This is a genomic window from Nostoc sp. UIC 10890 (genome assembly GCF_054786515.1).
Genome location: NZ_JBSGKF010000001.1, coordinates 5,022,815 through 5,048,281, shown reverse-complemented (window position 1 = coordinate 5,048,281; position 25,467 = coordinate 5,022,815). Strand labels below are relative to the sequence as shown.

At 39.3% G+C, this 25,467-nt stretch carries 15 protein-coding genes and 1 pseudogene; 8 read left to right on the top strand and 8 right to left on the bottom strand.

The genetic code is table 11. The annotated features are described in order from the left end of the window. The first annotated feature begins 15 nt into the window (after window positions 1–15). The 3 genes from ACWATR_RS20820 to ACWATR_RS20810 all read left to right on the top strand — a co-directional run bounded on the left by ACWATR_RS20820 (window position 16) and on the right by ACWATR_RS20810 (window position 1,780). A complete protein-coding gene (locus ACWATR_RS20820) occupies window positions 16–408 on the top strand; it encodes an Alr5209 family pentapeptide repeat protein (RefSeq protein WP_460336488.1) in 393 nt (130 codons plus the stop codon). A 101-nt stretch (window positions 409–509) separates the two neighbouring features. Then, window positions 510–995, top strand: a complete 486-nt coding sequence (locus ACWATR_RS20815; RefSeq protein WP_460336485.1) for a DUF2243 domain-containing protein — start codon at window positions 510–512, stop codon at window positions 993–995. 176 nt (window positions 996–1,171) lie between these two features. Further along, window positions 1,172–1,780, top strand: a complete 609-nt coding sequence (locus ACWATR_RS20810) for a DUF4129 domain-containing protein (RefSeq protein WP_460336482.1) — start codon at window positions 1,172–1,174, stop codon at window positions 1,778–1,780. Window positions 1,781–1,838: 58 nt separating this feature from the next. Here ACWATR_RS20810 and ACWATR_RS20805 read toward each other — a convergent pair whose 3' ends face one another. Together ACWATR_RS20805 and ACWATR_RS20800 are read right to left on the bottom strand one after the other, a co-directional pair. Next, window positions 1,839–3,122 (bottom strand): acetylornithine/succinylornithine family transaminase, encoded by a 1,284-nt coding sequence (locus tag ACWATR_RS20805; RefSeq protein ID WP_460336479.1) that lies wholly within the window; start codon window positions 3,120–3,122, stop codon window positions 1,839–1,841. Window positions 3,123–3,406: 284 nt separating this feature from the next. Beyond that, a pseudogene (locus ACWATR_RS20800) lies at window positions 3,407–3,833 on the bottom strand (IS110 family transposase); the annotation flags it as partial. A gap of 122 nt (window positions 3,834–3,955) precedes the next feature. Here ACWATR_RS20800 and ACWATR_RS20795 point away from each other — a divergent pair. Then, a complete protein-coding gene (locus ACWATR_RS20795) occupies window positions 3,956–4,375 on the top strand; it encodes a hypothetical protein (RefSeq protein ID WP_460336477.1) in 420 nt (139 codons plus the stop codon). A 199-nt stretch (window positions 4,376–4,574) separates the two neighbouring features. Here the strand turns inward: ACWATR_RS20795 and ACWATR_RS20790 are convergent, their stop codons facing one another. From ACWATR_RS20790 to ACWATR_RS20780, 3 genes are all read right to left on the bottom strand, one after another. Continuing rightward, entirely contained in the window at window positions 4,575–5,237 is a 663-nt protein-coding gene (locus tag ACWATR_RS20790; protein ID WP_460336474.1) for a nuclear transport factor 2 family protein, read from the bottom strand. 423 nt (window positions 5,238–5,660) lie between these two features. Next, on the bottom strand, window positions 5,661–11,087 hold the full coding sequence (locus ACWATR_RS20785) for a trifunctional serine/threonine-protein kinase/ATP-binding protein/sensor histidine kinase (RefSeq protein ID WP_460336472.1): 5,427 nt from the start codon (window positions 11,085–11,087) through the stop codon (window positions 5,661–5,663). A gap of 175 nt (window positions 11,088–11,262) precedes the next feature. Continuing rightward, window positions 11,263–11,799, bottom strand: a complete 537-nt coding sequence (locus ACWATR_RS20780) for a nucleotidyltransferase family protein (protein WP_460336470.1) — start codon at window positions 11,797–11,799, stop codon at window positions 11,263–11,265. A gap of 194 nt (window positions 11,800–11,993) precedes the next feature. On the opposite strand from ACWATR_RS20780, the gene ACWATR_RS20775 reads away from it, so the two are divergent. Further along, the gene (locus ACWATR_RS20775; protein ID WP_460336467.1) at window positions 11,994–13,262 is read left to right on the top strand and encodes a plasmid pRiA4b ORF-3 family protein; all 1,269 of its coding nucleotides are present in this window, start codon (window positions 11,994–11,996) and stop codon (window positions 13,260–13,262) included. A gap of 414 nt (window positions 13,263–13,676) precedes the next feature. After that, window positions 13,677–14,354 carry a cob(I)yrinic acid a,c-diamide adenosyltransferase gene (gene cobO / locus ACWATR_RS20770; RefSeq protein WP_460336464.1) on the top strand — a complete coding sequence of 226 codons (678 nt, stop codon included), beginning with the start codon at window positions 13,677–13,679 and terminating at the stop codon, window positions 14,352–14,354. A 292-nt stretch (window positions 14,355–14,646) separates the two neighbouring features. Here the strand turns inward: cobO and ACWATR_RS20765 are convergent, their stop codons facing one another. Together ACWATR_RS20765 and ACWATR_RS20760 are read right to left on the bottom strand one after the other, a co-directional pair. Beyond that, on the bottom strand, window positions 14,647–15,477 hold the full coding sequence (locus ACWATR_RS20765) for a peptidoglycan-binding domain-containing protein (protein WP_460336461.1): 831 nt from the start codon (window positions 15,475–15,477) through the stop codon (window positions 14,647–14,649). 209 nt (window positions 15,478–15,686) lie between these two features. Further along, the gene (locus tag ACWATR_RS20760) at window positions 15,687–16,451 is read right to left on the bottom strand and encodes a hypothetical protein (RefSeq protein ID WP_460336458.1); all 765 of its coding nucleotides are present in this window, start codon (window positions 16,449–16,451) and stop codon (window positions 15,687–15,689) included. A 459-nt stretch (window positions 16,452–16,910) separates the two neighbouring features. On the opposite strand from ACWATR_RS20760, the gene ACWATR_RS20755 reads away from it, so the two are divergent. Continuing rightward, window positions 16,911–18,347, top strand: a complete 1,437-nt coding sequence (locus tag ACWATR_RS20755) for an NB-ARC domain-containing protein (RefSeq protein WP_460336455.1) — start codon at window positions 16,911–16,913, stop codon at window positions 18,345–18,347. A 391-nt stretch (window positions 18,348–18,738) separates the two neighbouring features. Continuing rightward, window positions 18,739–24,861 (top strand): trifunctional serine/threonine-protein kinase/ATP-binding protein/sensor histidine kinase, encoded by a 6,123-nt coding sequence (locus ACWATR_RS20750; protein ID WP_460336452.1) that lies wholly within the window; start codon window positions 18,739–18,741, stop codon window positions 24,859–24,861. Window positions 24,862–24,882: 21 nt separating this feature from the next. On the opposite strand, the gene ACWATR_RS20745 is transcribed toward ACWATR_RS20750, so the two are convergent. Beyond that, a complete protein-coding gene (locus tag ACWATR_RS20745) occupies window positions 24,883–25,425 on the bottom strand; it encodes a 2'-5' RNA ligase family protein (protein ID WP_460336449.1) in 543 nt (180 codons plus the stop codon). Between the last annotated feature and the right edge of the window lie 42 nt (window positions 25,426–25,467).

Here is a 25,467-nt window from a genome sequence, read left to right as displayed (position 1 = left end):
CTGTGAGGCTGTTATATGCCTGAAGTCAATTCTCAACAGCCTATAAATAGTGCCCCTATTCTTGTGGAAAGTTATGCAGCAGGAAAACGGGACTTTAGTAAAGCAGAACTAGGTAATGCTGATTTGCAAGGCATTAACTTGAAAGGTTCTGACCTCAGTTATGCTGACTTGAGTGAAGCTAACCTGAGTGGCGCTAATCTTAGAGGAACTGACTTGAGCTTTGCTGATCTTAGTCAAGCTAATCTGAAGGATGCCGATCTTAGGGGAGCATTGTTGATGTCAGCTAATCTCCGCCAAGCTGATCTCAAAGGAGCGAACCTGGAAAAAGCAGACTACGATCGCAGCACCAATTTTCCCCAAGATTTCGACCCAGTTAAAGTGGGTATGCAGATTAAATCTGAAAATTGATTAAATAAAGTTCACTGCTCCTACTTGCCTCAAGATAGAAGATATTTCTCTCAAAAGAGTTGTATTTTGGTAAAAAAGCCTATCTATCTATGAGGTTGACAATGGAGGCAAAAAGTGAAAACCTCAACCGACGCGCACCACTAATTACTGCTGGAATTTTTCTTGGTGTGGGTCTTGGAGGGTTTATTGATGGAATTTTACTGCATCAGATCCTCCAGTGGCATCACATGCTTAGTCACATTCGACCTCTGACTAACATGGCGAATATAGATTTGAACATGGTATGGGATGGGTTATTTCATACCTTTAATTGGGTATTCACCGTGGTAGGACTTGTGTTGCTATGGCGTGCAGGAGGGCGTGATGATGTTCCTTGGTCATCACAGACCTTTATTGGGTCAATACTTATTGGTACTGGGTTGTTCGATTTGGTTGAAGGTTTAATTGACCACCAAATCCTCGGTATCCATCATGTGAAATCAGGGCCAAATGAGTTAGCTTGGGATCTAGGATTTCTGGCATTCGGTGCGCTACTTGTTGTTATCGGCTGGATAATGATAAAAAAGTCAAGAGTCATTAGTCATTAGTCATTAGTCATTAGTCATTAGTCATTAGTCATTAGTCATTAGTCATTAGTCATTAGTCATTAGTCATTAGGCATTGGGCATGGGGCATAAGCAATATTAATAGTTCTTCTTCCCCTGCCTCCCCTGCCTCCCCTGCTTCCCCACACTCCCCACTCTCCACTCCCCACTCCCCCTCTATGCCTACAGATACTTTTGAAAAAACTAGCTGGAGTTGGCAGCTTTCCCAATTTCAACAACAAGCGGGAGAATGGTGGGAATACCAGTTTTACCGCTTTGGACAGGCTTTGCCAGAATTGCCTACTGGATGGTCGATTAGCCCTTGGCTTGGTGAGTTGCTGAAATTCCTATTTTGGCTGGTACTAGGATTGTTTATAGCTTGGGTGGGCTGGCGATTGTGGCGAGAATTCAGTCCTTATGTATATTCTTGGCTGAATAGAACTGGCAATTTCACTGATTTTCGGGTAAAAACTCGCTCTAATGAGTCATCTATAGCCCTGTTGTTGGAGCGATCGCAACAATTTTACCGTCAGGGGAACTACCGTGAGGCTTGCCGTTGTGTCTATTTAGCGATGTTGCAGCAGTTAGATCAAAATGCGATCGCACCCCACAAACTCAGCCGCACCGATGGAGAATATCTGCAACTGCTGCGATCGGCAGTGACTCCCATACAGCCTTATGAAACTTTAATTACCACTCACGAGCAGTTATGTTTTGGTAATGCCGAGATTTTGCCAGATAATTATGAGCAATGTCGGCAAGCTTATCGGGAAATTTCCCCAGAATGAAAAAGGGGTGCACAGCTAGCTGTGTGCCCCTACTATCTATAATTTTTTTTCAGATTGCCTACTTTGTGAGAGTTGCGATCGCTTTTTCCACAGCTTCCAAGGCAGTCTTTACTTCCGCTTCTGTGACAATTAGCGGTGGTACAAACCGGACAACTTTTGGCCCGGCTGGTACAAGTAATACGCCCTCGTTGATGGCAGCATTGACGACATCGGCTGCGGTTAGCGCAATGTCGGCTCGCAACTCCAAACCGTTGATTAAACCCCAACCCCGAACTTCACTAATGTGTTGAGGATATTTGGCTGCGATCGCTCTCAATCCAGATCGCAATTGTTCGCCCCTATCTTGCACATTCTGCAAAATATTTTCCCGTTCCAATGTCTGGCAAACACTGAGTGCCACACCACACACAAAAGGATTGCCACCAAAGGTGCTGGCGTGTTCCCCTGGTTGAAAAACATCGCAGAATTTCTTGCTCATCATTGCGCCAATGGGGATACCGCCACCTAAGCCTTTAGCACTGGTGAAAATATCCGGTTCAACGCCGAGATGTTCGTAAGCCCATAATTTGCCGCTGCGCCCCATACCAACTTGCACTTCATCGAAAATCAATAAAATGCCAGTTTCATCGCAAATCTGCCGGAGCTTTTTGAAATAAGCAACATCTCCTGGACGCACACCGCCTTCTCCCTGCAATGGCTCGATCAGAATCGCTGCTACCCGATAATCACCTTCATCCAACTCGCTAATTGCCACTTCCACAGCGTTAATATCGTTGTAATTTACGTAGTGGAAACCAGGAACCAAGGGATCAAAATACTTTTGATACTTCGGTTGTCCCGTAGCGGTAATGGTTGCTAAAGTCCGCCCGTGGAAACTGGCATTGGCGGTTAAAATAATTGGTTTTTCAATGTCTAATACTGTGTGGGCATATTTCCGCGCCAGTTTAATTGCGGCTTCGTTAGCTTCAGCTCCAGAGTTGCAGAAAAATACGCGATCGGCACAGGAATGATCAACAAGCCATTTTGCCAATTCACCTTGCTCAGGAATGTAGTACAAATTAGAGACATGGTGCAGCTTTTGGATTTGGCGTGTCACCGCTTCTACCATAACTGGGTGGGCATGTCCTAAAGTACAAGTGGCAATTCCCGCTACAAAGTCTAAATATTCTCGTCCCTGTGTATCCCAAACCCGGCATCCAGCACCCCGTTCTAGGGCTAAGGGAAACCGGCCGTAGGTGGACATGACAGCTTCATTAAAGCTATCTGTATCAAAGGGACTAGATGCTACTGACCCTGAATCTGGGGGGATGGTGGCTTGGTCAACGAGAGTTTGTAGGCTCACTACCGCTCCTCCTGAAAGTTTTTCATTATATAGTTATTTACTAGTTTCCTAGAAATCCCTAAAAATTACTTTTTATTTAGCACAACTCGTACTTCACTCTAACAATTTAGAGGGCAGGGTGCAGGGAGTAAAATTAAATCACCCTGATAAACGCAAAGGTTTACCTTCCGCCTCTGTCAGGGCTAAATCTCCATTTCGTCACACTAGTACAGCACGGCGTAAATAAACCACCCATTCCCAATCAACAAAACCCTTACGCTGTCTTCATTTTTAATTTTTAATTTTTAATTTTTAATTCCGCCTTGCGGTACTAGTGATTTGACCAATTCTCTAAATAACAGCCGCGCTCCTTTGGCTGCAACACGATTCCTGACAAGTTTCACAGGATGGCCCGCAGCTTTTTCAGTGTCTAGCTGTTCACCCAGGAGTTTACCAATATCGTTTTTGAGCCGCGATCGCTTTTGGTTCAATTCTGGTAAACACCCACTGCCAGAGAGACTTACGATACAAATCTGAACCGCCTATGACCTTGGTTTTCTTGCTATCGCCGGAAGCTTCCATTGAGGGAGCAGCGCCCAAAGCTTTTTGGAATCTTCTCAATGAAAGGTGGCGTTTGGTAGGCTTTTTAGAATTTCGCCCCTGGCGTATCCTCACTTCTGGTTTACCATCTGCATCCAAAAATCCCTCAATGGGGTAAATCTGGGAGAGAAGGTGAAAATTCTCCATCATCTACAAACGACTTGGCATAGGCTAGCATTTCTTGGACGATCTACTAGAACAGACTAAACAGGAAATTTACACTATCCTGTCAGAGAAATAGGTGGGGGTCGTCCATGAAGAAATTGATCCAGCGTATTAAAGCGTTACTCCGACGTATGTTCAAGGAGTTTTCATCTAATTCTCAGCAACCATCGCCTGTAATAAATTCTCGCCCATTAGAAACTTCCATTCCAACTGTTTCTCCCCGATGGGAGTCTGGTTTGGTGCTTGTGTGTTCACAATGTGCAAACGAGCAGTCAGGCTCAAGTGCTTCCGAAGACTTAGAAAATTGGTTGAAATCTCGTTTGAAATTTGAGGGTTTATGGGGGGAATTTCGGGTGGTTAGCACCAGTTGCTTAGGGGTTTGTCCCCGAATGGGTATTACTGTTGCTCTTGTAAGTAATAGAAGTCATGGGAATAGTCCATGCTTAATTGTAAATCCTCGGAGCGATCGCGAACTTCTCTACTCATACATCAAGCAGAATAAAGGGTGATTCTAAAGGTCTGCTAACGCTTAAATTAGGATATTCTATGCTGTTTTTATCTCGCACTATGTTTCGGTTAGGTAGCAAAATAAAAAGGGGTGAATATTTAAATTCACCCCTTACTTTTTCTCCTTACCCTTTTCCTAGAACACAAGGGAGGTAAAGAATATTTATCCAAACCATATTAGTGCCATTCATGTCTGAAGAATTATTCTTTTAAATGAGGTATATTTGGTCTGACAAAAGTAGCTGAGGAATTAGTGCTTCTGGCATTAGTGCTTGAAGAAGAAGTAGTTGGGGAACTGAGATTCAAGAAATCGATAAGCTTGAGAGTACGATTACGAATTTTCCAGCGCCCATTTGTTTTGATGACTTTATCTTCATAAGTGCCATTAGCGACATCAATGCTGGTTTCCGAACGTTTGTGAGTCGCATGGAGATAAGAGGTTGCTGTTGCTTTATTATTCTCAACTGAAATGTTTATCGTACCTATTAGGTGTTGGGTAGCTTGATATCCATTTCCTTGAAATACTGAATAGACAAAATCTGCCCAAGAATCTGTCCCATAACGTGTTTCACTTGCGCCATCAGGAAAAATAGCAGTGAGGACTGAATCTTGAGTAAAACAATCCCGATAAATATTCTTTCCTTCTAGTAGATTTCCTCTACCAATAGCGTCAGTTCCCAGCGCATAACAAGATGTTAATTTTTGAATTTCTAATTCTGCATTAGGTTGAGTTGCACTTGCTATTTCAAACCTACCTCCAATAAACAGCACAAGAGCAACTGCAATCACAACTAGAGTTATTCGATTTAACAGAAACGAGATAGCATTTTTAACTATTCGCCCATTGTCTCTTCTTTTTTCCACAGGATAGCCACCTTAATTTTTACTATTTTCGCATCTTGCACTTTACCATAAACTAAATCTTTAGCTGATAGTTGTAGCTCATTAAAATAGCTAAACTATTTGCATAACTTTCTAGCAATTACATTTTGTATACGCCAGAAAATCTGTTTTATAGTGAATGATAAAACTAGGACACGATTTGATGTATACAATTAGTTATAGCAGGTATATGATCAATTTCAGGTATTAATTACAACTAAGTTTATGTAGATTTGATTAAGTAATAAACTTACTACTTACATGGTTTTATTAATAGAGGATAAATTTATGTTATCAATTGTAAGAAAGCAAATATAATAACTATATCAATCCTAAATTATTCGTGATAATTTACCCAAAATTTTAAAAAAATCGGGTTTCTGCGGCTACAACTATCAGAATTCTTTATTCTCCTAAAATAGGAATAGAAATTATAAATTGTGTTCCTTCTCCTAAGACAGATTCACAAGCCAAGCTTCCACCATGATTTTCTACTATAATTTGCCGACTAATAGATAATCCTAATCCCGTACCTTTTCCTACAGATTTGGTAGTAAATAAATTCTCAAAAATAGAGTTTTTAACTTCTTCTGTCATTCCCTTGGCATTATCTTTAATATTAATTACCACGTTTTCGTTATCTACTTGTAGATAAGTTTCTATAGTAATAATATTAGGATGAGTTTCTTGAATTTCTAAAAAACTACGACCTATATTTGCTTCTTCTAAAGCGTCAATTGCATTGGCAATAATATTCATAAACACCTGATTTAATTGTCCCAAATAACATTTTACTGATGGAATATATGCATAATTTTTAACTATTTGAATGGCGGGACGATTATGATCAGCTTTCAGACGATGCTGTAAAATCATTAAAGTACTATCAATACCTTCATGGATATTCGCTAATACTTTAGATGTAGTATCGGCACGAGAAAAAGTACGGAGAGATGTACTAATATTCCGAATACGCTGTGTCCCCACTGTCATACCATCAATCATTTTTGGTAAATCTTTTAGTAGAAAATCTATATCTATTTCTTCGGCTTTTTCTTCAATTTCTGCACCAGGATTTGGGAATTTTTCTCGGTATAGTTGCAGATAATCGATTAAATCTTTAACAATATCTTTTGCTTGGGCAATACTACCTGTAATAAAAGCAATGGGGTTGTTTATTTCGTGTGCAACACCTGCAACTAAATTCCCCAGAGAAGACATTTTTTCACTTTGGATAATTTGTAGTTGCGCCTCTTGTAAATCTTTTATTGACTGTTCTAATTCCTTAGATTTTTCTTGTGCTCTTGTGTATAAGCTGGCATTTTCGATGGCAATAGCCATTTGAGAAACTAAGACTTTTAATACTTCTACCCTTTCTGGAACAAAAGCTCCTGATGATAACTGGTTTTCTAAATAAATAATCCCAGTAAGCTGTGATTGGTACATAATTGGCAAACAAAAAATTGATTTTGTTTGAAATTTCTGAATATAGATATCAAGGTTAAAAGGTTCTGCGAGGATAGCATCATTTAATACAAGATATTGCTGAGTTCGGAAAACGTAATTAATCACAGAGAGCGGTAAATCCTGATAAGTTTCAACAGGAATAGAGCGTAAAACTGTCACCACATTATCAGCAGCATTTCCAGAAGCTTCGATATACAGATGATTGTCTTTAATTAGGAGTAGTACTGCTTTTTGCGCGGCAGCATTTTCTAGTAAAATTTTTATCAGCTTGCCTAACAAATTTTCTAAAACAATTTCATTAGTAATCGCTTGTGAAAACTTAATGAATGCATTAAAATCTAAAAAATCGCTCAAGCTGCTATTGGTAGTAGTGCTAGTGGTAAGATGAATTGTATCTATTTTTGAAGTACTGTTTTCTATAGGAGTAGTTTGTCCTACTAGAAAAACATGCTTTGATTCTAAGTGTTTAACTTTAGCGATCGCACCCCAACGAATATAGGCATAATAGGCTTTAGTTATGTACGTTTGATGAATTAATTCTTTACCTAGAGATTGATAAAATTTTCCAGCTAACTCATAAGCTAAAGCTTCTTCTTGAAGAAAACCGTTTTCTTGAGATTTGGCAATAGAGTGTTCATAGTAGTCCATTGCTTCCAGCTTTTGACCTAAAACCTGATACCGTTCTGCCTCAACGAGATAAAATCTGTGTAAGTGATTCGTAGGAGCATGAGTAGCCCAGAGTTCCATCTTTTGCTGATTAGCTCGGACTTTTTCTAGAATAGCTTGCTTCTCTGCCTCTTTAGCAGTATGATATATTGCCAAGTGAGCTAAAGAATCGTAGAAATAAAACAGTGGAACAACAAACAACCCTGTAACACCACCTAAAGATTTTTCTGCTATCGCAGCATTTTCTACAGCTTTAAAATACTCCCCAAATATATAAGAGAGCATTAGTTTATTAACAAATAAATGGTTAATTGTGTAAAGATCATTTACTTGCTGATGAATTGGTAGCATACTTTGCTCGTCGTAAGCTTCTCCAATTAAACAGTCTACATTTTCAAAACTTCCTTTCAAGTTCAGAACTGTTTGCAAATATACTGAGTTCCAAGTAAAAGCTACTTGTTGCTTGATTTTTTTCAGCGAATCACAATAAGCTATCAGTTCTTTTTCTAGAACCCAAAGTTCCTTACCCAGCCAAAATGAATGATAGGGATAAATGTAACCACAATAGCCAGCATATTCTAAATCTCCAGTTTCCAGACCACTAGAATATCCTGCCATTGATGATGTTAATGTCTCACGAATATGCTCTTTCCAATGCATAACATGAGCGCTAACAACCGTCAGAATTTTAGCCTTGAGTTCTTCAGCATTAAATTGTGATACCAAACGTGAAGCTAATTTACCAAATTCATAGCCAGAATCAATTTCTCCTTGAACTCCACAAAGAAGTAATCCATAAAGACTATAACCATAAGCAGATACAGCCGTATTTCCATATCTTAAGGACAAATTGACCATTTTACAGACAATAATTGGCATCATTGCAGGAGCAGTTTGAAAAGCTGCCGGGAGAACTCCCATTAAGATTCTCATAGCTGCAATCTTGTTAGGATCAGTCATTAATGGTAAGTTAATTAAATCTGCAATGGCTTTACATTTCAAAGAAGCAGCGATTTCATCCATCCCCTGCTGAATATCAGTTGATGTGGGTTCGTCTGGAAAACTTGTTCCTAACAATTGCAGAATTGATACAGCTATCTGAATGGCTTTCAGTTGCTTGCTTTGAATGATAGAAGCAATAATCTGTACTTCATAGACTTTCACTTTATCTAGAAGAACTTTGGCTTTTTGCTGCACCACCTCAGCCCATTGTTGCATCTGCTCAAAATCACCGCCCAGATAAGCTACCTCTGCGGCTCCTTCATATAAACCAATAGTTAAGGTATATTCAGTTTCCCAAGCATCTATATTTAAAAGTTTTATCCCATTTGTGAAGTATTTCAGAGCCGCTTCATAAGCTGTCGAAGCTTTAGCTTTTCGCCCTGCAATTAGATTTAATCGTGCCAATTCAGTTTTTTCAGATTGCTCTATCAGGTTAACAATACCTACATTCAACTGATTGACGATATCAAAAATGTTAGCTTCTATTTCCTCTTTAGGTATATTTTGGAGAAGCAATTGCCCAATTTTCAGGTGAGTAGATTTTTTGAGTTCTTCTGGAATCAATGAATATGCTGCTTGCTGTACTCTATCATGTAAGAACTTATAACCTACCCGTGAAGTGTCGAGATTTAAATTAACTGCTTCTTCTTGATTAAAAACTAAAGGAATACGGTAAGCTTCACTTAAAGGTAGAATTAATCCCGCTTGCAAAGCAGAGTGTAAATCATTAGCTGTCAAAGAAGGTGATTTTTCATTGACTATCGATAAAACATCCAGACTAAATCTGTCACCCACACAAGCTGCTAGTTTTAAAACATCTTGGGTGAAACTTGGTAGTTTTTCAACTCTACTGGCAACTAACTCAACTACATTTTTATCAGTAATTCCAATTGCTTGTATATCCTCTAGACTCCATTGCCATCTAGCATTGGCAAAGTCAAATTTTAGTAAATTTTCTTGATAAAGTGCCTGAATTAGTTGTGTTATGAAAAATGGGTTTCCACCTGTCTTGTTACAAATTAATTCGGCTAATTGAATAATTTTATTGTTAAATAATCTAATGTCGTTATCCTGTTTAGGTTCTCCTTCTTGGAGAGTTTCGGCAACTAGCTTAGTTACGTTTTCTAAATTTAAAGGTTGTAATATAATATTATTAACTACCGTGCCACTATCTTTAATTTCTTCTATTTTTTGAATTAAAGGATGTGCCGAATTAACTTCATTATCTCTATATGCTCCGATAAATAGAAAATATTTGCTATCGGTATCAGTTATGAGCAGTTGGATTAAATTTAATGTGGCTGAATCTGCCCATTGTAAATCATCTAAAAATATGACTAAGGGGTGTTCTTTTTGGGTAAAAACTTGGATAAATTCTTTAAAAACATGATTGAAGCGATTTTGTGATTCTGTTGCCCCAATTTCGGCAACTTCTGGCTGTGTACCAATGATTAATTCTACTTCTGGAATTACGTCAGTAATAACTTTACCATTTGTTCCTAAAGCTGATAGTATTTTATTCCGCCATATTTCTATCTGTTCATTATTTTCTGTCAGCAAATACCGCATCAAATAAGCAAAAGCTTGAATTAAAGAAGCATAAGGTATATTTCGCTTTAATTGGTCAAATTTACCAGAAATAAAGTACCCTTGTCTGCGAGTAATGGGCTTATTAACTTCATTCACTAGAACTGATTTGCCAATACCAGAATAACCAGAAACTAGCATCATTTCACTAGTTCCAGATGTAACGCGCTCAAATGCAGCTAACAGTTCATTGACTTGTTGTTCACGACCATATAATTTTTGAGGGATTAATAACTGACTCAAGATATCTAAACGACCGGGAACAAAATCAGTGATTATTCCCTTGTTTTCTAACTGATTGAGACATGATTCTAAATCTGCTAATAATCCTGTAGCACTTTGATATCTATCTTCCGCATTTTTTGCCATCAGCTTCATCACAATTTCAGAAACGGCGGTAGGAATTTGTGAATTTAATGATTGGGGGTTTATCGCTTGAACTGCAATGTGACTATAAACTACTTCTAGGGGGTCTTGGCTAAAAAATGGTGTTTTATCAGTTAACATTTCATATAAAGTCACACCAAGGGAATAAAAGTCAGTGCGATAATCAAGAATGCGATTCATTCTCCCAGTTTGTTCAGGAGACATATAGGCAAGTGTACCTTCAACGCAGTTAGGGTTATTAAATTGGGGATTTTCTTTATTGAGACGGGAGGCTATACCAAAGTCAGTGAGTTTAACAATACCTGTTTGGGAGTTAATTATGATGTTATTAGGTTTAATATCTTTATGAATAATCTGATTTTTATGTAAATAATCTAAAGCTTTAGTTAGTTGAATAGCAATTTTTAAATGGTTAATTAAGTCAAGTTTTATTGTTTGTAGCAGTTGAGCTAAAGACTGACCACCAAAGTCTTCTAATAATAGTCCTACACGGTTTTCAAAGGTTTCTAGACTGATAGCTTTAACTATATTAGGATGGTCTAAATCTTGCTGAATTTGATACTCATTTTTAATACGAGTAAAGGCTTCGAGAGTCGGATATTCATTTTTAAGCAGCTTGAGGATAACTCGCTGTTGCGTCTTTGGCGTTTGTGCTTGATAAATAATTGTTTGGATTCCTTCGTGGAGAGTCGAGTTGATTTGGTATCCAGTACGATTTGGCATTGATTTTCGACTATAAAGTTACAAAACTAGCATTAACCCCGTTCGGGGTTCTAGTTTAATTATTCCCAATACGTAGAAAATTATTAACATTGTGCTTCTGTATCCAAGGGTTATAAATTAAAAAGCGATTATTTCCTTGTCACCCAAACCAGTTGCTACAACCCGACTGTAACTTTTATGCCAACCGCAGATAAGGACACTTTTGCAAAAACCCAGAGGCTTTATTGTGGGCATCTAAGTTATGAGTATGCGTTGGCGTAGGTCGAATAATGCCACCAAATAGGTCATCTAATCCGTAGGGTGTGAAAAATTGCCATTGACCTTGGGTATCTAGTCGAACTCCCACAGCTGTAGCGGTGTGCAGCCAATCTGTGATGCCATCCTCTGTACTAATGTAGGGTCTGCTACCAAGGCGCCAACGAGCAAAACTGGCTTGATTTTTGACATCAAACTGGTCATGAGGAAATTGTTCTGTGAGAGTCGTCTTTGCTGCTAGTTCTTGAGAACGGTTCCCCTCTATATCAAAGAATGCAATATCAAAATCTTTAATTCCTAACCCACAGTCATTGCCAAAAATTGAAGACCAAACGGTGTTTCGGACTGCGCCACCAGCTAACCACCAGTTAGGTAGATTTAGTTGAGCGATCGCAGGTAATACTGTATTAATACGTGTATCAGCTAAAATTATCTGTAGGCGAGTGTTACTATTCATATCAAATTCCTGGGATTGTCAAGTAGAAGGTGAAAATATTATCATTCACATTTCATTAAACTTACGGTGTTAATAGCCCTGTTGTGATACTTGGTATGTCAATGTTTATCAGGTTAACTTCTGTAGTCATAGTATAAATAAAACAGGTTACACAGAAGGTTAAATTGTGAATTTAGAATTTAGAATTTTTATTTATGGAAGATTTATTTGCGCGACTAGAACGCACACTCAATCCTGAACTGCCTTCTATAACAGAGTCACAACAACAACTCCTACAAGAACTCAGTATTGATGAAAATAAACCCGGTACAATTCTGCATGACTTTCAAATTCTGATAGATTTCTTACAACCAAATGGAGTAGAAGTTAGTAGTGTTAATAACCTTCTACCGCTAAAAGTCCTATCAGAAGTTAATTCTCGGTTAAGTCACCCAATTGAAATTAAACTCAAACGCCCCGTACAGAAATCATACCCATACATTAATGGACTATATCTGTTATTACGCAGTTCTGGAATAGCCCAAATTAGATCCCAAGGGAAGAAGCAGTTTTTAGTTTTAGACGCAGCAACTTTACAATCCTGGTCAAGCCTCAATCCAACAGAACGCTATTTCAACTTATTAGAAGCCTGGTTGATTTGGGGAAATAACGAAGTTTTGGGTGAACATCAAGATTCATTAGGGAATTTATTTCGATGTATTCAACTTTGGCCTCGTGTCTCAGATAAAGGTTTAAAATTTACTAAATATGAAGATCAAAACAATATTAGTTATTATCCCGGTTTGCATAATGTTGCCCTGTTAGAGTTATTTGGATTTTTATCTATCAAACATGGGAAACCACAAGAAGGCAAAGGATGGCGCATAACTAGTTTACAACGCTTGCCCTTTGGAGATGCTCTGTTGCAATTACTATTTCCATTGGGGATACGAGGAGAACTACAGGATGATGTAAATGTGAATTTTGGAAAATTGCAGTCACATTTGCAACCTCTTTTTCCAGAATGGAAACATAATTTACTTGTTCCCAAGCAAGGCTTCACCGATGGGATTTATATTTTCAAAGTATCCCTTTTTAAGGCTTGGCGACGCATTGCTATCCCAGCAAAAAAACCATTAAGCTGGCTAGCAGAGATAATTCTCGATGCTTTTGACTTTGACTACGATCACCTGTACGAGTTTAGTTATAAAGACCGTTTTGGCCGCATAATAAAAATCGGTCATGCCTATATGGAAACACCCCCATTTGCAGACCAAGTGCAGATTGGTGATGTGTCTCTCGAACCAGGTGGTAAAATGACCTATCTTTATGATTTTGGTGACAATTGGAAATTTGATGTGCAGTTAGAAGCAATTAATCCACCTGATAACAAAATCAAAAAAGCAAAAATTTTAGAAGTTCACGGAAATGCACCTCAACAGTATTGGAGTGAGGATGATGAATTGGATGAAGACGAAGAATGAGGGAGATAACAAAGTTTGGGTGATAATTTCATACCAAAGCATCCATAAATCTATAACTACCGATATCAGATATCGTAACCCCTGATAGTTAAGCTAATGCCCTCAGTTTGTAGTTTAACTGATGACTGTATCCAAAGAGAAAATAACAAAGTTTTCTTGGGTAAAGTGCTTTAATTAACATATTAAAATATTTAAAACAGTAATATTAAACTCAAATTATAAGTTCAGTTTGTATATCATATAGTTTTACACACTTGTATGCAAATCATCTTAAAAATGACTAAGACATGATCAATATTTTCCTATAAAATATTAGTGGAGATATTCAACTTATATGATTTAGCTAAAATAAAATTATAAGCATAATTTCGCTTCCTTCTCAAGACTTTTAACAGTTATTTGCATACTAGCTTGATGAAAAACGATACACCACCAGAATTGAACCAAGACCAAGAGATTGGGCGCTTGATTGATGAGGTAATGTCTTCATCTTTGACTGATGAACAGTACCGCAAAAAGATGCAGCGACGCAAAGAAGTGCAAGACAAGCGGATAGCAGAAGCGGTACCAGAAAAAGGGTTAATTATTGTAAATACTGGTAACGGTAAGGGTAAAACTACTGCGGCTTTGGGGATGGTGTTGCGATCGCTCGGTCATGGATATAAAGTAGCGATCATCCAATTTATCAAAGGTAGCTGGGAACCTTCCGAAAAAAGGGTTTTCAGCTATTGGGAAGACCAGATAGAATTTCACGCAATGGGCGAAGGCTTTACCTGGGAAACTCAAGACCGCGATCGCGATCTTGACAAAGCTAGCGCCGCATGGGAAAAATCATTAGAATACATTCGCAACCCAGACTTTCATCTAGTGTTGTTAGACGAAATCAATATCGCCCTCAAAATGGCTTACTTACCAGTAGAAGACGTTTTAGCGGGTTTGGCGCAAAAACCAGCTAATAAACACGTTATACTCACAGGTAGAGGCGCACCACCTGCTTTAATTGAGCGTGCTGACTTAGTAACCGAAATGACTTTAATTAAGCACCCTTTCCGCGATCAAGGTGTTAAAGCGCAACCGGGAATTGAGTATTAAATCAGAATTCTGAATTGTTAAAAAACCAGGTTTCCGACTCAGCAGAGATCAGAAACCTGGTTTTTAATTTTCGGATGTCAAGCTAGTTTTGAGGGTTTGTAGTCAGCACTTAGCACTTTACTTTACATTCTATTTGTTTACCTGACTTTTCACGGAATCTGGAAAACCTCTCTCTAAATCTCTCTCCTAAAAGGAGAGAGACTTTGAATTTCCCCCTTCCCGCATCGGGAAGGGGGTTAGGGGGTTAGGTTAATCGTTACCTTTTCCACATAACGTGAAAAGTCAGATTTGTTTACTTCTTATTCCAGAGACTTAAAAATGCTTGAGAGATGGCTGGGGTAATCTGACTTTGTAAGTGATTGAGTGCATCACGATGATTTTGATTGTTGTCATCATAATAAGTGAATAGATTCGTCAGCTTGACAATCTCAGGATTTTGATCATTTGTTCCCCTCCATTTGTTAGTAACTTTGTGTAAAACGTCCTTGGGTAGATTTTGTTGTAAGTTATTTAGGGCTGCAATGTAAGAAGTATTTTGAGGATTCTTTTTGAATTGAAACAACAAATCTATCAGTCTGAGTTGTGTTTGGGGCTGGGGTTGGGGCTTATTTGTGAGAGTAGGTTGCTGTAGAATTTGACGCTGTTCAATAGTAGCAATGCCATTTTCAGTTAAACCCTGAGATTTCTGAAATTTTCTGACTGCTGTATAAGTAGCCGGCCCATAAAAAGGCCTGTCTGGAGGAATTTCGGCATTGGTTGCAAAACCGTGAAACTTCAATCTATTCTGAAGCCCTTTGACTGTATCTTCCATTACAGTTCGAGTTTCTGAATCAGCGTTACCATTAACCACAAGTTTTTGTGAGTACTGTTTCTGAAACTTTTTAATTGCTTCTTCAGTAGGATCATCTGTCAAGGAGTTGTTATTCCGCTTCCAGGGAGCAAATTTAGTCAGATCCGGCTTAGGATCAATTTCAGGAGCTAAATATCCCAGTCCAATCAATATATGACGGATGACTTCAGGGCTACTAACGGCCATGCTTTTTGGTTCCTTTGCTACTAAACTACCATTTAATGTATCTTGTCTTACAAAAACTAAGTAAGTAGAAATAACTAAATCTAACATTTCTTGTTTGCAAGGCTTTGCAAAAGTTAAGCGATGTGTGATGACAAGCTTCTTTGAGACGTTTGGGGTAGGCGATTACACACCGGGAATTAAAGAAAGAGCGATCGCGATCGCTTATTCTTAACCATTGATGATGATACTACGCAGCAAGGTAGCACAGCTAGCTGTGCTACCCACTAAGCACTTATCAAAATTAATCTGGTGGAGTACTAGCTAGGTAATTGTCTAGCATTAACAACGTATAAAAACTCATTTCCACTCTTAGGTAAGAAAACGAGTGGTTTGTTCTTTCCTGGCGACTGCAATTGAGGAGGAAGTAAAGGGTAAATATCTGGATCTTGGAAATCAACTGTAATCTTCTGAGTAGTACCGTTAACCAAGAAACAAGATGGATTATTACTTCCACTATATTGCTCATACAGAGCATCAAGAACTTTCTTGCGTAATTCCTTAACAGGAGAAACGTAGATAAAGTAACCTTGCTCATCTAGTTCTTTAGCTCTTTCAACTGCTTTGTCTGAATCTAGAAAGAAATCAATCTGAGTATCTTGAATTTTGAGAGGACATTGCTGTAAAGGCTTTCCAGCTACTACACTATATATTTTCTGCCCCAAAGGAGCATCAATACTAAACAATTCTTTGGTAGCAATTTGAGCTTCTCCAGCCTGAAAGTCAAACCAAGCTTTAGTAACTGAACCATCTCCAAGTACTTTGATTAGTCCTGGTACTACTTTTTGATCAAACTCTGCTTTAGTAGCAGGAATCTGAAAATCTGGAGGCAGAGAAAAAGGGGTAGCAATTCCGTATTGGAGTATATCCTTATAGACTTTAACTCCTTGTTCTTGTTGCTCTGAAGTACTGTAAAGACTGGTTACACCTAATACTGTTTTGTCATCTGCGAAAGCCGGACTCAGCCCACCTAGCCAGAGAATAAAAGTGAGGAGAACTATAAAAATGCGACTTAAATTTTTCACTGGATTTTTGAATTAGAAAACTTTTTGTATTTTGCACGTGTAACCCTGCCCTAACAACCGAAGTTAAGGAACTTAAGACATAAACTTAAACTTTTTTAGTCGTCAATATCTCAAAGCTTTAACCAGCAAGGATTTCATCTACCAATAACTTCAGCAAAACTTCTGCTTTCTCTCTGTTAATTCTGCAAAAAAGGTATTTTTAATCAAAATATTCATAATATTTAACAAACCTAATTTCAGGAAAAGCATATCTCATCTTTGTAGCACCCTCTTGAGTGGAGTAGATTTTTGGCGGCATATTATAGGCGCTAACTACTGACTATTACTTTATGAGGACTTACGCAAAACTATACGCGCTCTGGGGTATTCAGGAATTATACTTACCTAAGAATTAGGGTTTCGGCTGTTGTCTGCGTAAGTCCTGTTTATGAATGTATATACAAAACTGAAAGGACAGTAATGAATCCACTACAACGCAGGCGCAAACGGGGTGTTATTCTGACACCTCAAGGATTTCAGAAACTTCAAACGGCGAAATGTCAAGCACAAAGTTGGGAAAACTTAGATAAGCGTTACACTTTGGAAGATTTAAGCGATCGCACTGGCTTAGATCCAGATACACTGATGAAGGTATTTCACTGCCAAGTGGGAGTTGACAAGCAAACTCTAAACACCTGTTTCCGGGCTTTTAATTTATTACTTGAACCCAGTGATTATCAACTACCTCGCACTGATGAAGTAATTAGTAATCAGCATTCAATCCAAAATTTAACTGATTGGGGCGAAGCACCCGATATCTCTGCATTCTTAGGACGCACAGCAGAACTAACGACCCTAAAACACTGGATTCTCAAAGAACACTGCCGAGTAGTGACTTTGTTTGGTATGGATGGGATGGGTAAAACTAGCTTATCGGTAAAGCTAGCAGAGCAAATTCAAGATAAGTTTGAGTTTGTGATTTGGCGCAGTCTTCGCAATGCTCCACCAGTCGAAGATATGTTAGCCGATCTAATTCAAATTTTATCAGAAGGGCAGGAAAATAATTTACCAAAAACTTTAGACGGCAGAATTTCGCAGTTGATTCATTATTTAAAAAACGCTCGTTGTTTATTGATATTAGATAATCTAGAGACAATTTTACAAGATACTTTAGGTAAATATAATATTGGATATTATCGTCAAGGTTATGATGGTTATAGCGAACTCATAAGGCGAGTGGCAGAAACGTTTCATCAAAGCTGCTTAGTGCTTACAACTCAGGAAACACCAAGAAAAATTAGGCATCTGACAGGAGAAAAATTACCTGTTAGGACATTGCAACTAAAAGGCTTACAAGTAATAGAGGTAGAAAAATTATTTAAAGCCAAGGGTGCTTTTTGTGGTTCAAGCAGTGATTGGTATCAACTCACTGAGAGCTATGCAGGTAATCCATTGTTATTAAATTTAGTTTCTTGTAAAATTCACAAGTTATTTGATGGGAATATTTCGGACTTTTTGAACCAAAGAATATTAGTGTTTGGTGAGATTAGCCAGCTTTTAAAAGACTATTTTAACCACCTATCAGATCCAGAAAATATCATTATTAACTGGTTAGCAAGTAATTTTCAGCCAGCTTCATTTTCAGAACTGCGATCGCAAATATCATCTGCCATATCACCACAACAATTACTTGATGCTTTAGAATCTTTACAAGAACGCTGTTTAGTAGATAAAAATGCTACTCTTTTCTCTGTAGCACCGATGGTGAGAGAATATATAAATCATCAATTAATCCAAAACAAAATTAGCTCCAATATCAAATATCGCCAGCGTCCCTCACAAAAATATCGCTCAATGATGACTAGAAAGAAAAACAAACTCTCTTTTCATATTCCAGAGCTTATCCTTATAAAGTAGCAGGGTTAGTCATTAGTCATTAATCATTAGTCATTAGTCATTAGTAGCAATAACCACTGACTTCGATTTTCTCACGGCAATTACAGAAAACTAACTAGCGATCGCGGGAGTATGTTGTCGGACAAGCGATTTTTTCTAGCTGTGGGATGAGTTAATTTTAATTAAGAAGCTGATGAATGTCTCACAATTTATCCACGTAGTAATTTTTACTTATTGATTTTAATAGCTCTATTACTAAAAAAATATAATAGATAACTAATTTTAATCAAAAAAAACATACTCAAAAAAATTGTCCAGATAAATACATTATGATGTTACAAAAAACTGAGTATTGGGAATACTTAATTATTATAGCCATTGAGAATAGATTGTTGGAATGAGGTCAGCATATATGACAATAGAACTAGATTGGACAGTTGTAATCGAAGGATATCAAGTTGTTGAGCAACTTTACTTCAGTTCTAAGACTATTGTCTATCGGGGTATTCGAGATATAGACCTGCGGCCTGTGATCATCAAATACCTAAAACGTGATTATCCATCCTTTAGTGAACTGTTGCAGTTCCGCAATCAGTACACAATCACCAAAAATCTTGACTTACCTGGTGTTGTTCAACCCTACAGTCTAGAAACCTATCGCAATAGCTATGCACTAGTGATGCAAGATTTTGGAGGCATTTCACTTGGGCAATATACTAAAATACAGCCACTAAAATTAAGTGAATTTCTAAAGATCGCTATTCATCTAGCTGATATTCTCAACGGACTCTATCAGCACCGGGTAATCCACAAAGATATCAAGCCGGCCAATATCGTCATTCATCCAGAGACAAAACAAGTTAAGCTGATTGACTTCAGCATCGCTTCTCTGCTGCCCAAAGAAACCCAGGAAATTAAAAATCTTCAGGTCTTGGAAGGTACTCTTGCTTATCTTTCTCCCGAACAAACAGGACGAATGAATCGGGGTATCGACTATCGCAGTGATTTTTATTCCTTGGGGGTGACTTTTTTTGAATTACTCACGGGTCAATTGCCCTTCCAGTCTAATGATCCGATGGAACTGATTCATTGTCACATTGCTAAACAGCCAGAAAAATTAGGAGGCAGGAGGCAGGGGGCAGGGAGCAGGGGGGAAAAGGAGATTCCCGAAGTTCTTTGTGACATTGTAATGAAATTGATGGCGAAAAATGCTGAAGACCGCTATCAGAGTGCATTAGGGCTGAAATATGATTTAGAAATTTGTTTGGCTAAACTCAAGGAAACGGGTAGGATTGAAAGTTTCCCAATTGCCCAACGGGATGTGTGCGATCGCTTCCTCATTCCAGAAAAACTTTATGGTCGTGAAACCGAAGTCGCTACCCTACTGCAAGCCTTTGAACGGATTAGTAGTGGTACTAGAGAAATCATGTTAGTAGTGGGTTTCTCTGGTATCGGCAAAACAGCGATCGTCAATGAAGTCCATAAGCCGATTGTCCGGCAGAGAGGTTACTTTATCAAAGGTAAATTCGACCAGTTTGGGCGGAATATTCCTTTTTCGGCCTTTGTCCTAGCATTACGGGACTTGATGGCGCAACTACTTACCGAAACAGATGCCCAACTAGAACAATGGCAGACGAAAATTCTCTCTGCTTTGGGTGAAAACGGCCAGGTGATTATTGAGGTCATTCCTGAACTCGAACGGATTATTGGTAAGCAACCTCCTACACCTGAACTCTCAGGAAGTGCAGCTCAAAATCGCTTCAATCTGCTGTTCCAAAAGTTTATTCAGGTACTCACAACCCCAGAGCATCCCTTGGTGATTTTTCTGGATGATTTGCAATGGGCAGATTCGGCATCACTGGATCTGATGCAACTACTGATGAGTGAGGCAGAAAATGGCTATCTATTACTCATTGGTGCTTACCGAGATAATGAAGTCTCCCCTGCTCATCCCCTAATGATGGTATTGAACGATATTGGCAAAACTGGAGCGGTAATTAATACTATCAACCTAACTCCCCTCAAGCCATCCGACCTCAATCATTTGATTGCCGATACCCTTAGTTGTCCCCCAACACTAGCAGTACCCTTGGCGGAATTGGTATATCGGAAAACCAAGGGTAATCCCTTTTTCGTCACCCAGTTACTCAAGGCATTGTATGAAGAAAGATTGATTACCTTTGATATTGAGAAGGGTTACTGGCAAGGGGATATTGCTCAAATTCAAGAATTGACGCTCACCGATGATGTTGTCGAGTTTATGGCGCATCAAATCCAAAAGTTGCCTACTTCTACCCAATGTGTCTTAAAACTAGCTGCCTGTATTGGTAACTCTTTTGACCTGGCAACCCTGGCCATTGTCTATGAAAAATCCCCAGATGAAACCGCCGTAGACTTGTGGAGAGGGCTGCAAGAGGGATTGATTTTACCAACCAGTGAAATTTATAAGTTTTTCCAGAAGTCGGGGAATGGGGATTGGGGATTAGGGAATGGGGACTGGGATAATTTGATGGCGGGTCTAAATCCTGCACCAAATTTTGAGGAATTTATACCCAGTCCCGGAGCGTCTTGTCGCCAGACATCGCCTAGATCAGGTGAATCATGCCAATTACCAAATTACAAATTTCTGCACGATCGCGTCCAACAAGCCGCCTACTCTCTCATCCCAGAGGAGCAAAAACAAGCAACTCACCTAAAAATTGGGCAACTACTGCTGAAGAATACAACTCTGGCACAGCAAGACGAAAAACTTTTTGAAATTGTCAACCAATTTAATATTGGCAAAAATCTGATTAGTGAGCGATCGCAGCAGACTGAACTTGCTCAACTAAATCTGCAAGCTGGAAAGAAAGCAAGAGCCGCAACTGCATACACAGCAGCATTTGATTATGTCACCACCGGCATTACCTTACTGACACAGGAACGCTGGCAAACACAATATCAGCTAACTCTGGCTCTTTATGAAACTGCTGCCGAAACTGCTTATTTGTGTGGCAATCTAGAGCAGATGCCACAATTTGCGGCAGTAATTTTGGAAAATGCCAGCACTCTGTTAGATACAGTCAAAGTCTATGAAATCAGAATTCAAGCAGCTCAAGCCCAACATCAATTTCTAGAAGCAGTGCAAATTGCCCTGGAGATTTTGGAGTGTCTCGGAGTCAGTTTTCCTCAGCAACCGAGTGAATCGAATATTGCCCAAGCGTGTGCGGCAACTAACTCAATCTTGGCAGGTAGGCAACCATTAGATTTAATTACTTTACCCCAGATGACGGAGCCGGAAAAGATAGCCGCCATCAGGATTCTTGCAAATGTCTCTTCTTCTGCTTATGTTGTCGCGCCATCTCTTTTACCATTTATTATTCTTGAGCAGGTGAATTTATCGGTTCAATATGGCAATATCTCATACTCAGCAAATGGCTATGCCTACTACGGACTGATGCTATGTGGGGTAATTGGAGATATTGAGTGTGGCTATCAGTTTGCACAACTGGCGTACTTGTTGCTCGAACGGTTAAATGCCAAAGAAATGAAAGCCAGAACCTATGTCGGAGTTCAGTGTAGTGTGTGGCATTGGAAGCAGCCACTCCAAAACACCTTAGCATTTCTCAGAGAAGGCTATCAAAGTGGACTGGAAACAGGAGATTTAGAATCGGCTACCATTTGTGCATTCGTTTACGTCATGCACTCTTGGTTTGTTGGCAAAGAACTGGGTGATCTCAGGCGGGAAAGTGTTGCCTTCCGTGATCAACTGATTCATCTTAAACAGGAAGGTCTTCTCAGCCATTTAACTATTTTTCAGCAAGGGATTTTGAATTTAATTGGCGATGCTCCAAAAGCATGGGAACTGATTGGTAATGCCTTCGATCAAGAGAAAATGTTGCCAATCCTCCAGCGCTCAGGCGATCAAACAGCACTGTGCTATTTCTACGTCAGCAAACTAATCCTCTGCTATACATTTGGTAAGTTTGAGCTAGCAGTTGAAGCTGCGATCGCAATCAAAAATTACTTGGGTGGTGCTACAGGATTATTCCTAGTTCCAGTTTTCCACACATACCACTCTCTGGCACATTTGGCTATCTATGCTGAAGTTTCTCCAGCAGAACAACAATCCATTCAGCAACAGGTAATTGCCAACCAGGAAAAGATCAAAAAATGGGCTGACCATATTCCAGCAAATCACCTGCACAAGTATTATTTAGTGGAAGCGGAATGTCATCGCGTTTTGGGCAATAAAGTTGAAGCGGTTGAATATTATGATTTTGCCATTGCTTTAGCTCAGGAAAATCAATACCTCAATGAAGAAGCTCTAGCCAACGAACTTGCAGCCCGATTTTACTTGGGATGGGGCAAAGAACGAATTGCTCAGGATTATTTACTCAATGCCTACTATGCATACTCTCGTTGGGGAGCAAAAGCCAAGGTTGAGGATTTAGAACGAGACTATCCCCATCTTTTAGCTCCCATTCTGCAACAAGAGAAAATACAGATGATGGCTGATGTCACAATTAGCCCAGATGATAATGGCACTTTCAACTTAAATTATGTCAACTCCACGACATCTGCTAGTAGTGGTGTGTCAGTTGCACTGGATTTAGCAACACTCCTCAAAGCTTCCCACACACTCTCTAGTGAAATTCAGCTAGAAAAACTGCTTTCGACATTGCTGAATGTAGTAATTGAAAATGCTGGAGCAGATAAATGTGTATTGCTATTACTCGAAAAGCAAAGGTTGCTGATTGAGGCAATTACTACAGTTGGCCAATCATCAACAGTAATGCAATCGCTGCCTCTAGAAGACTCACAGGATCTACCGATTTCACTAATTAATAATGTTAAACGCACCTGGCAACCCTCGACTATTATCAATGCAACTACCCATCCTTTATTAATGGGTGATGCCTACATTATTCGTGAACAACCCAAAAGTTTGTTGTGTACACCGATTATTCATCAAGGCAAACTGTTGGGAATTTTGTATTTGGAGAATAGATTAACCACTGGGGTATTTACAAGCGATCGCGTCGAAATCCTGAATCTGCTCTGTACTCAAGCTGCGATCGCTCTGGAGAATGCCCGCCTTTATCAGAAGGCGCAGACTTATGCTCAACAATTGGAGCGATCGCTCGCCCAACAGAAGACCTTGTTTAATGTTGTTACCCAGATGCGAGAATCTTTAGACATGGATGCAATATTTTGTGCTGTCACCCAGAATATTCGTCCCATTCTGAACGCCGATCGAGTGGGAATCTATCAGTTTCATTGTGAATCGGGGTACGAATACGGCGAATTTATTGCCGAAGATGTACTACCTGCATTTCCTTCTGCCTTGGCGATCAAAATTCAAGATCATTGCTTCGGCGAAAACTACGCAACTCTATATAAAGAGGGACGTTTCTGTGCAATGGCAGACATCGAAGCAGATGAAGTGCTAGAGTGCCATCGGGTGATTTTGGAGCAATTCAGTATCAGAGCCTTGCTGGTTGTGCCAATTATGCAAAACAACGAACTTTGGGGACTGCTTTGTATTCACCAATGCGATCAACCTCGTCACTGGCAAACTTCCGAGATTCAATTTGCCCAACAAATTGCTGCCCAAATGGGGGTTGCACTCCAACAGACAGATTTACTAATCAAAACTCGTCAACAGGCAACCCAACTAGAACAGACACTCCAGCATCTCCAAGAAACCCAACTTCAGCTAGTTCAAAATGAAAAGATGTCAGCACTGGGGAACCTCGTTGCCGGAGTTGCCCATGAAATTAATAATCCCGTTGGCTTTATTGCTGGGAACTTGAAACCCGCCCAAGATTATGTGCAAGACTTATTTGGGCTAATTAACTTATATCAAGAAAAGTTACCCAATCCAGGACAAGATTTGGAAGACGAAATTGAGGCAATTGATTTGGATTATATACGGGAAGACTTGCCCAAATTAATCGACTCAATGCAGCTAGGAGTCAATCGCATCAATGAGATTAGTACTAGCCTCCGCACCTTCTCCAGGTCTGATAAGGATTACAAAGTTCCTTTCAACTTACATGATGGCATAGACAGCACCATCTTAATTCTCAAACATCGCCTAAAACCTCATGAACATTACCCCGCAATTGAGGTGGTGAGGGACTATGGCAATTTACCTCAAGTGGAATGCTTTGCAGGCCAGCTAAACCAGGTATTTATGAATCTGCTAGCAAATGCGATCGATGCATTAGAAGAGTCTCATCGGCAGCGCCATTTAGCAAATATTCAAGCAACCCCCCATCAGATTTTAATTCAAACTCGTCTCTCTGAAGATGGAGAACAAGTTTCAATTCGGATTGCCGACAATGGTATCGGCATGACTGAAGAAGTGAAGCAACGGGTATTTGATTACCTGTTCACCACTAAATCTGTGGGTAAAGGAACAGGGTTAGGATTAGCGATCGCTCAACAAATTGTCGTAGAGCGACATGGGGGAACGCTCAAGGTGGATTCTGTTTTAGGACAAGGAACAGAGTTTACAATAATTCTTCCTGTTACGGATGAAACTCACTGAAAGTTAAACCCTAAATTATCATCAAGTCAAAAAAGCAAACTCCGATTTAATATTCCAGCGCTTACCGTCGTGAAGCAACAGTGTTAATTTGTCGGCAGTAAACTCAAAATGCAATTGACGCTTTTCAAATTCTGGCCAAGCAGCTTTAAAGTTCTGCTTTGTTAAATCCCGAAACGCAACCGTTATATGGGGCGTAAAAGGGCGCGTTTTAGAAACCTGGTCAACAATTCCCAAGTTACTTTCTGTATAAGCCATTAAATTAGTTTGCAAAGTCAAAAGTTCTTGACTTCTGACGACATTAATGTATATGACGCGAGGCACAAAGGCATCAAACCCCCTGAGTGTAATTACTAGTGGCTGTTGTTCACGAGCAAACTCCTTCAAGGATGCTTCTAGTAGTGGTAAGTTAGCATCTGCCCATTCAAAGGGCGGTTGCAGGGTAATATGAGGCGGAGACTTTAGCGCTCCACTACTAGAATAGCGATCGGCAAAGTCTTGTTTAATCTGGTTGGCGTAGTCTTGAATGTCCTGGGATGGTAGGAGGGCAATGAAATAACGGCTCATCTATCTATAAATAGCTGTAATTCGTGTATATTGCTACTCAAA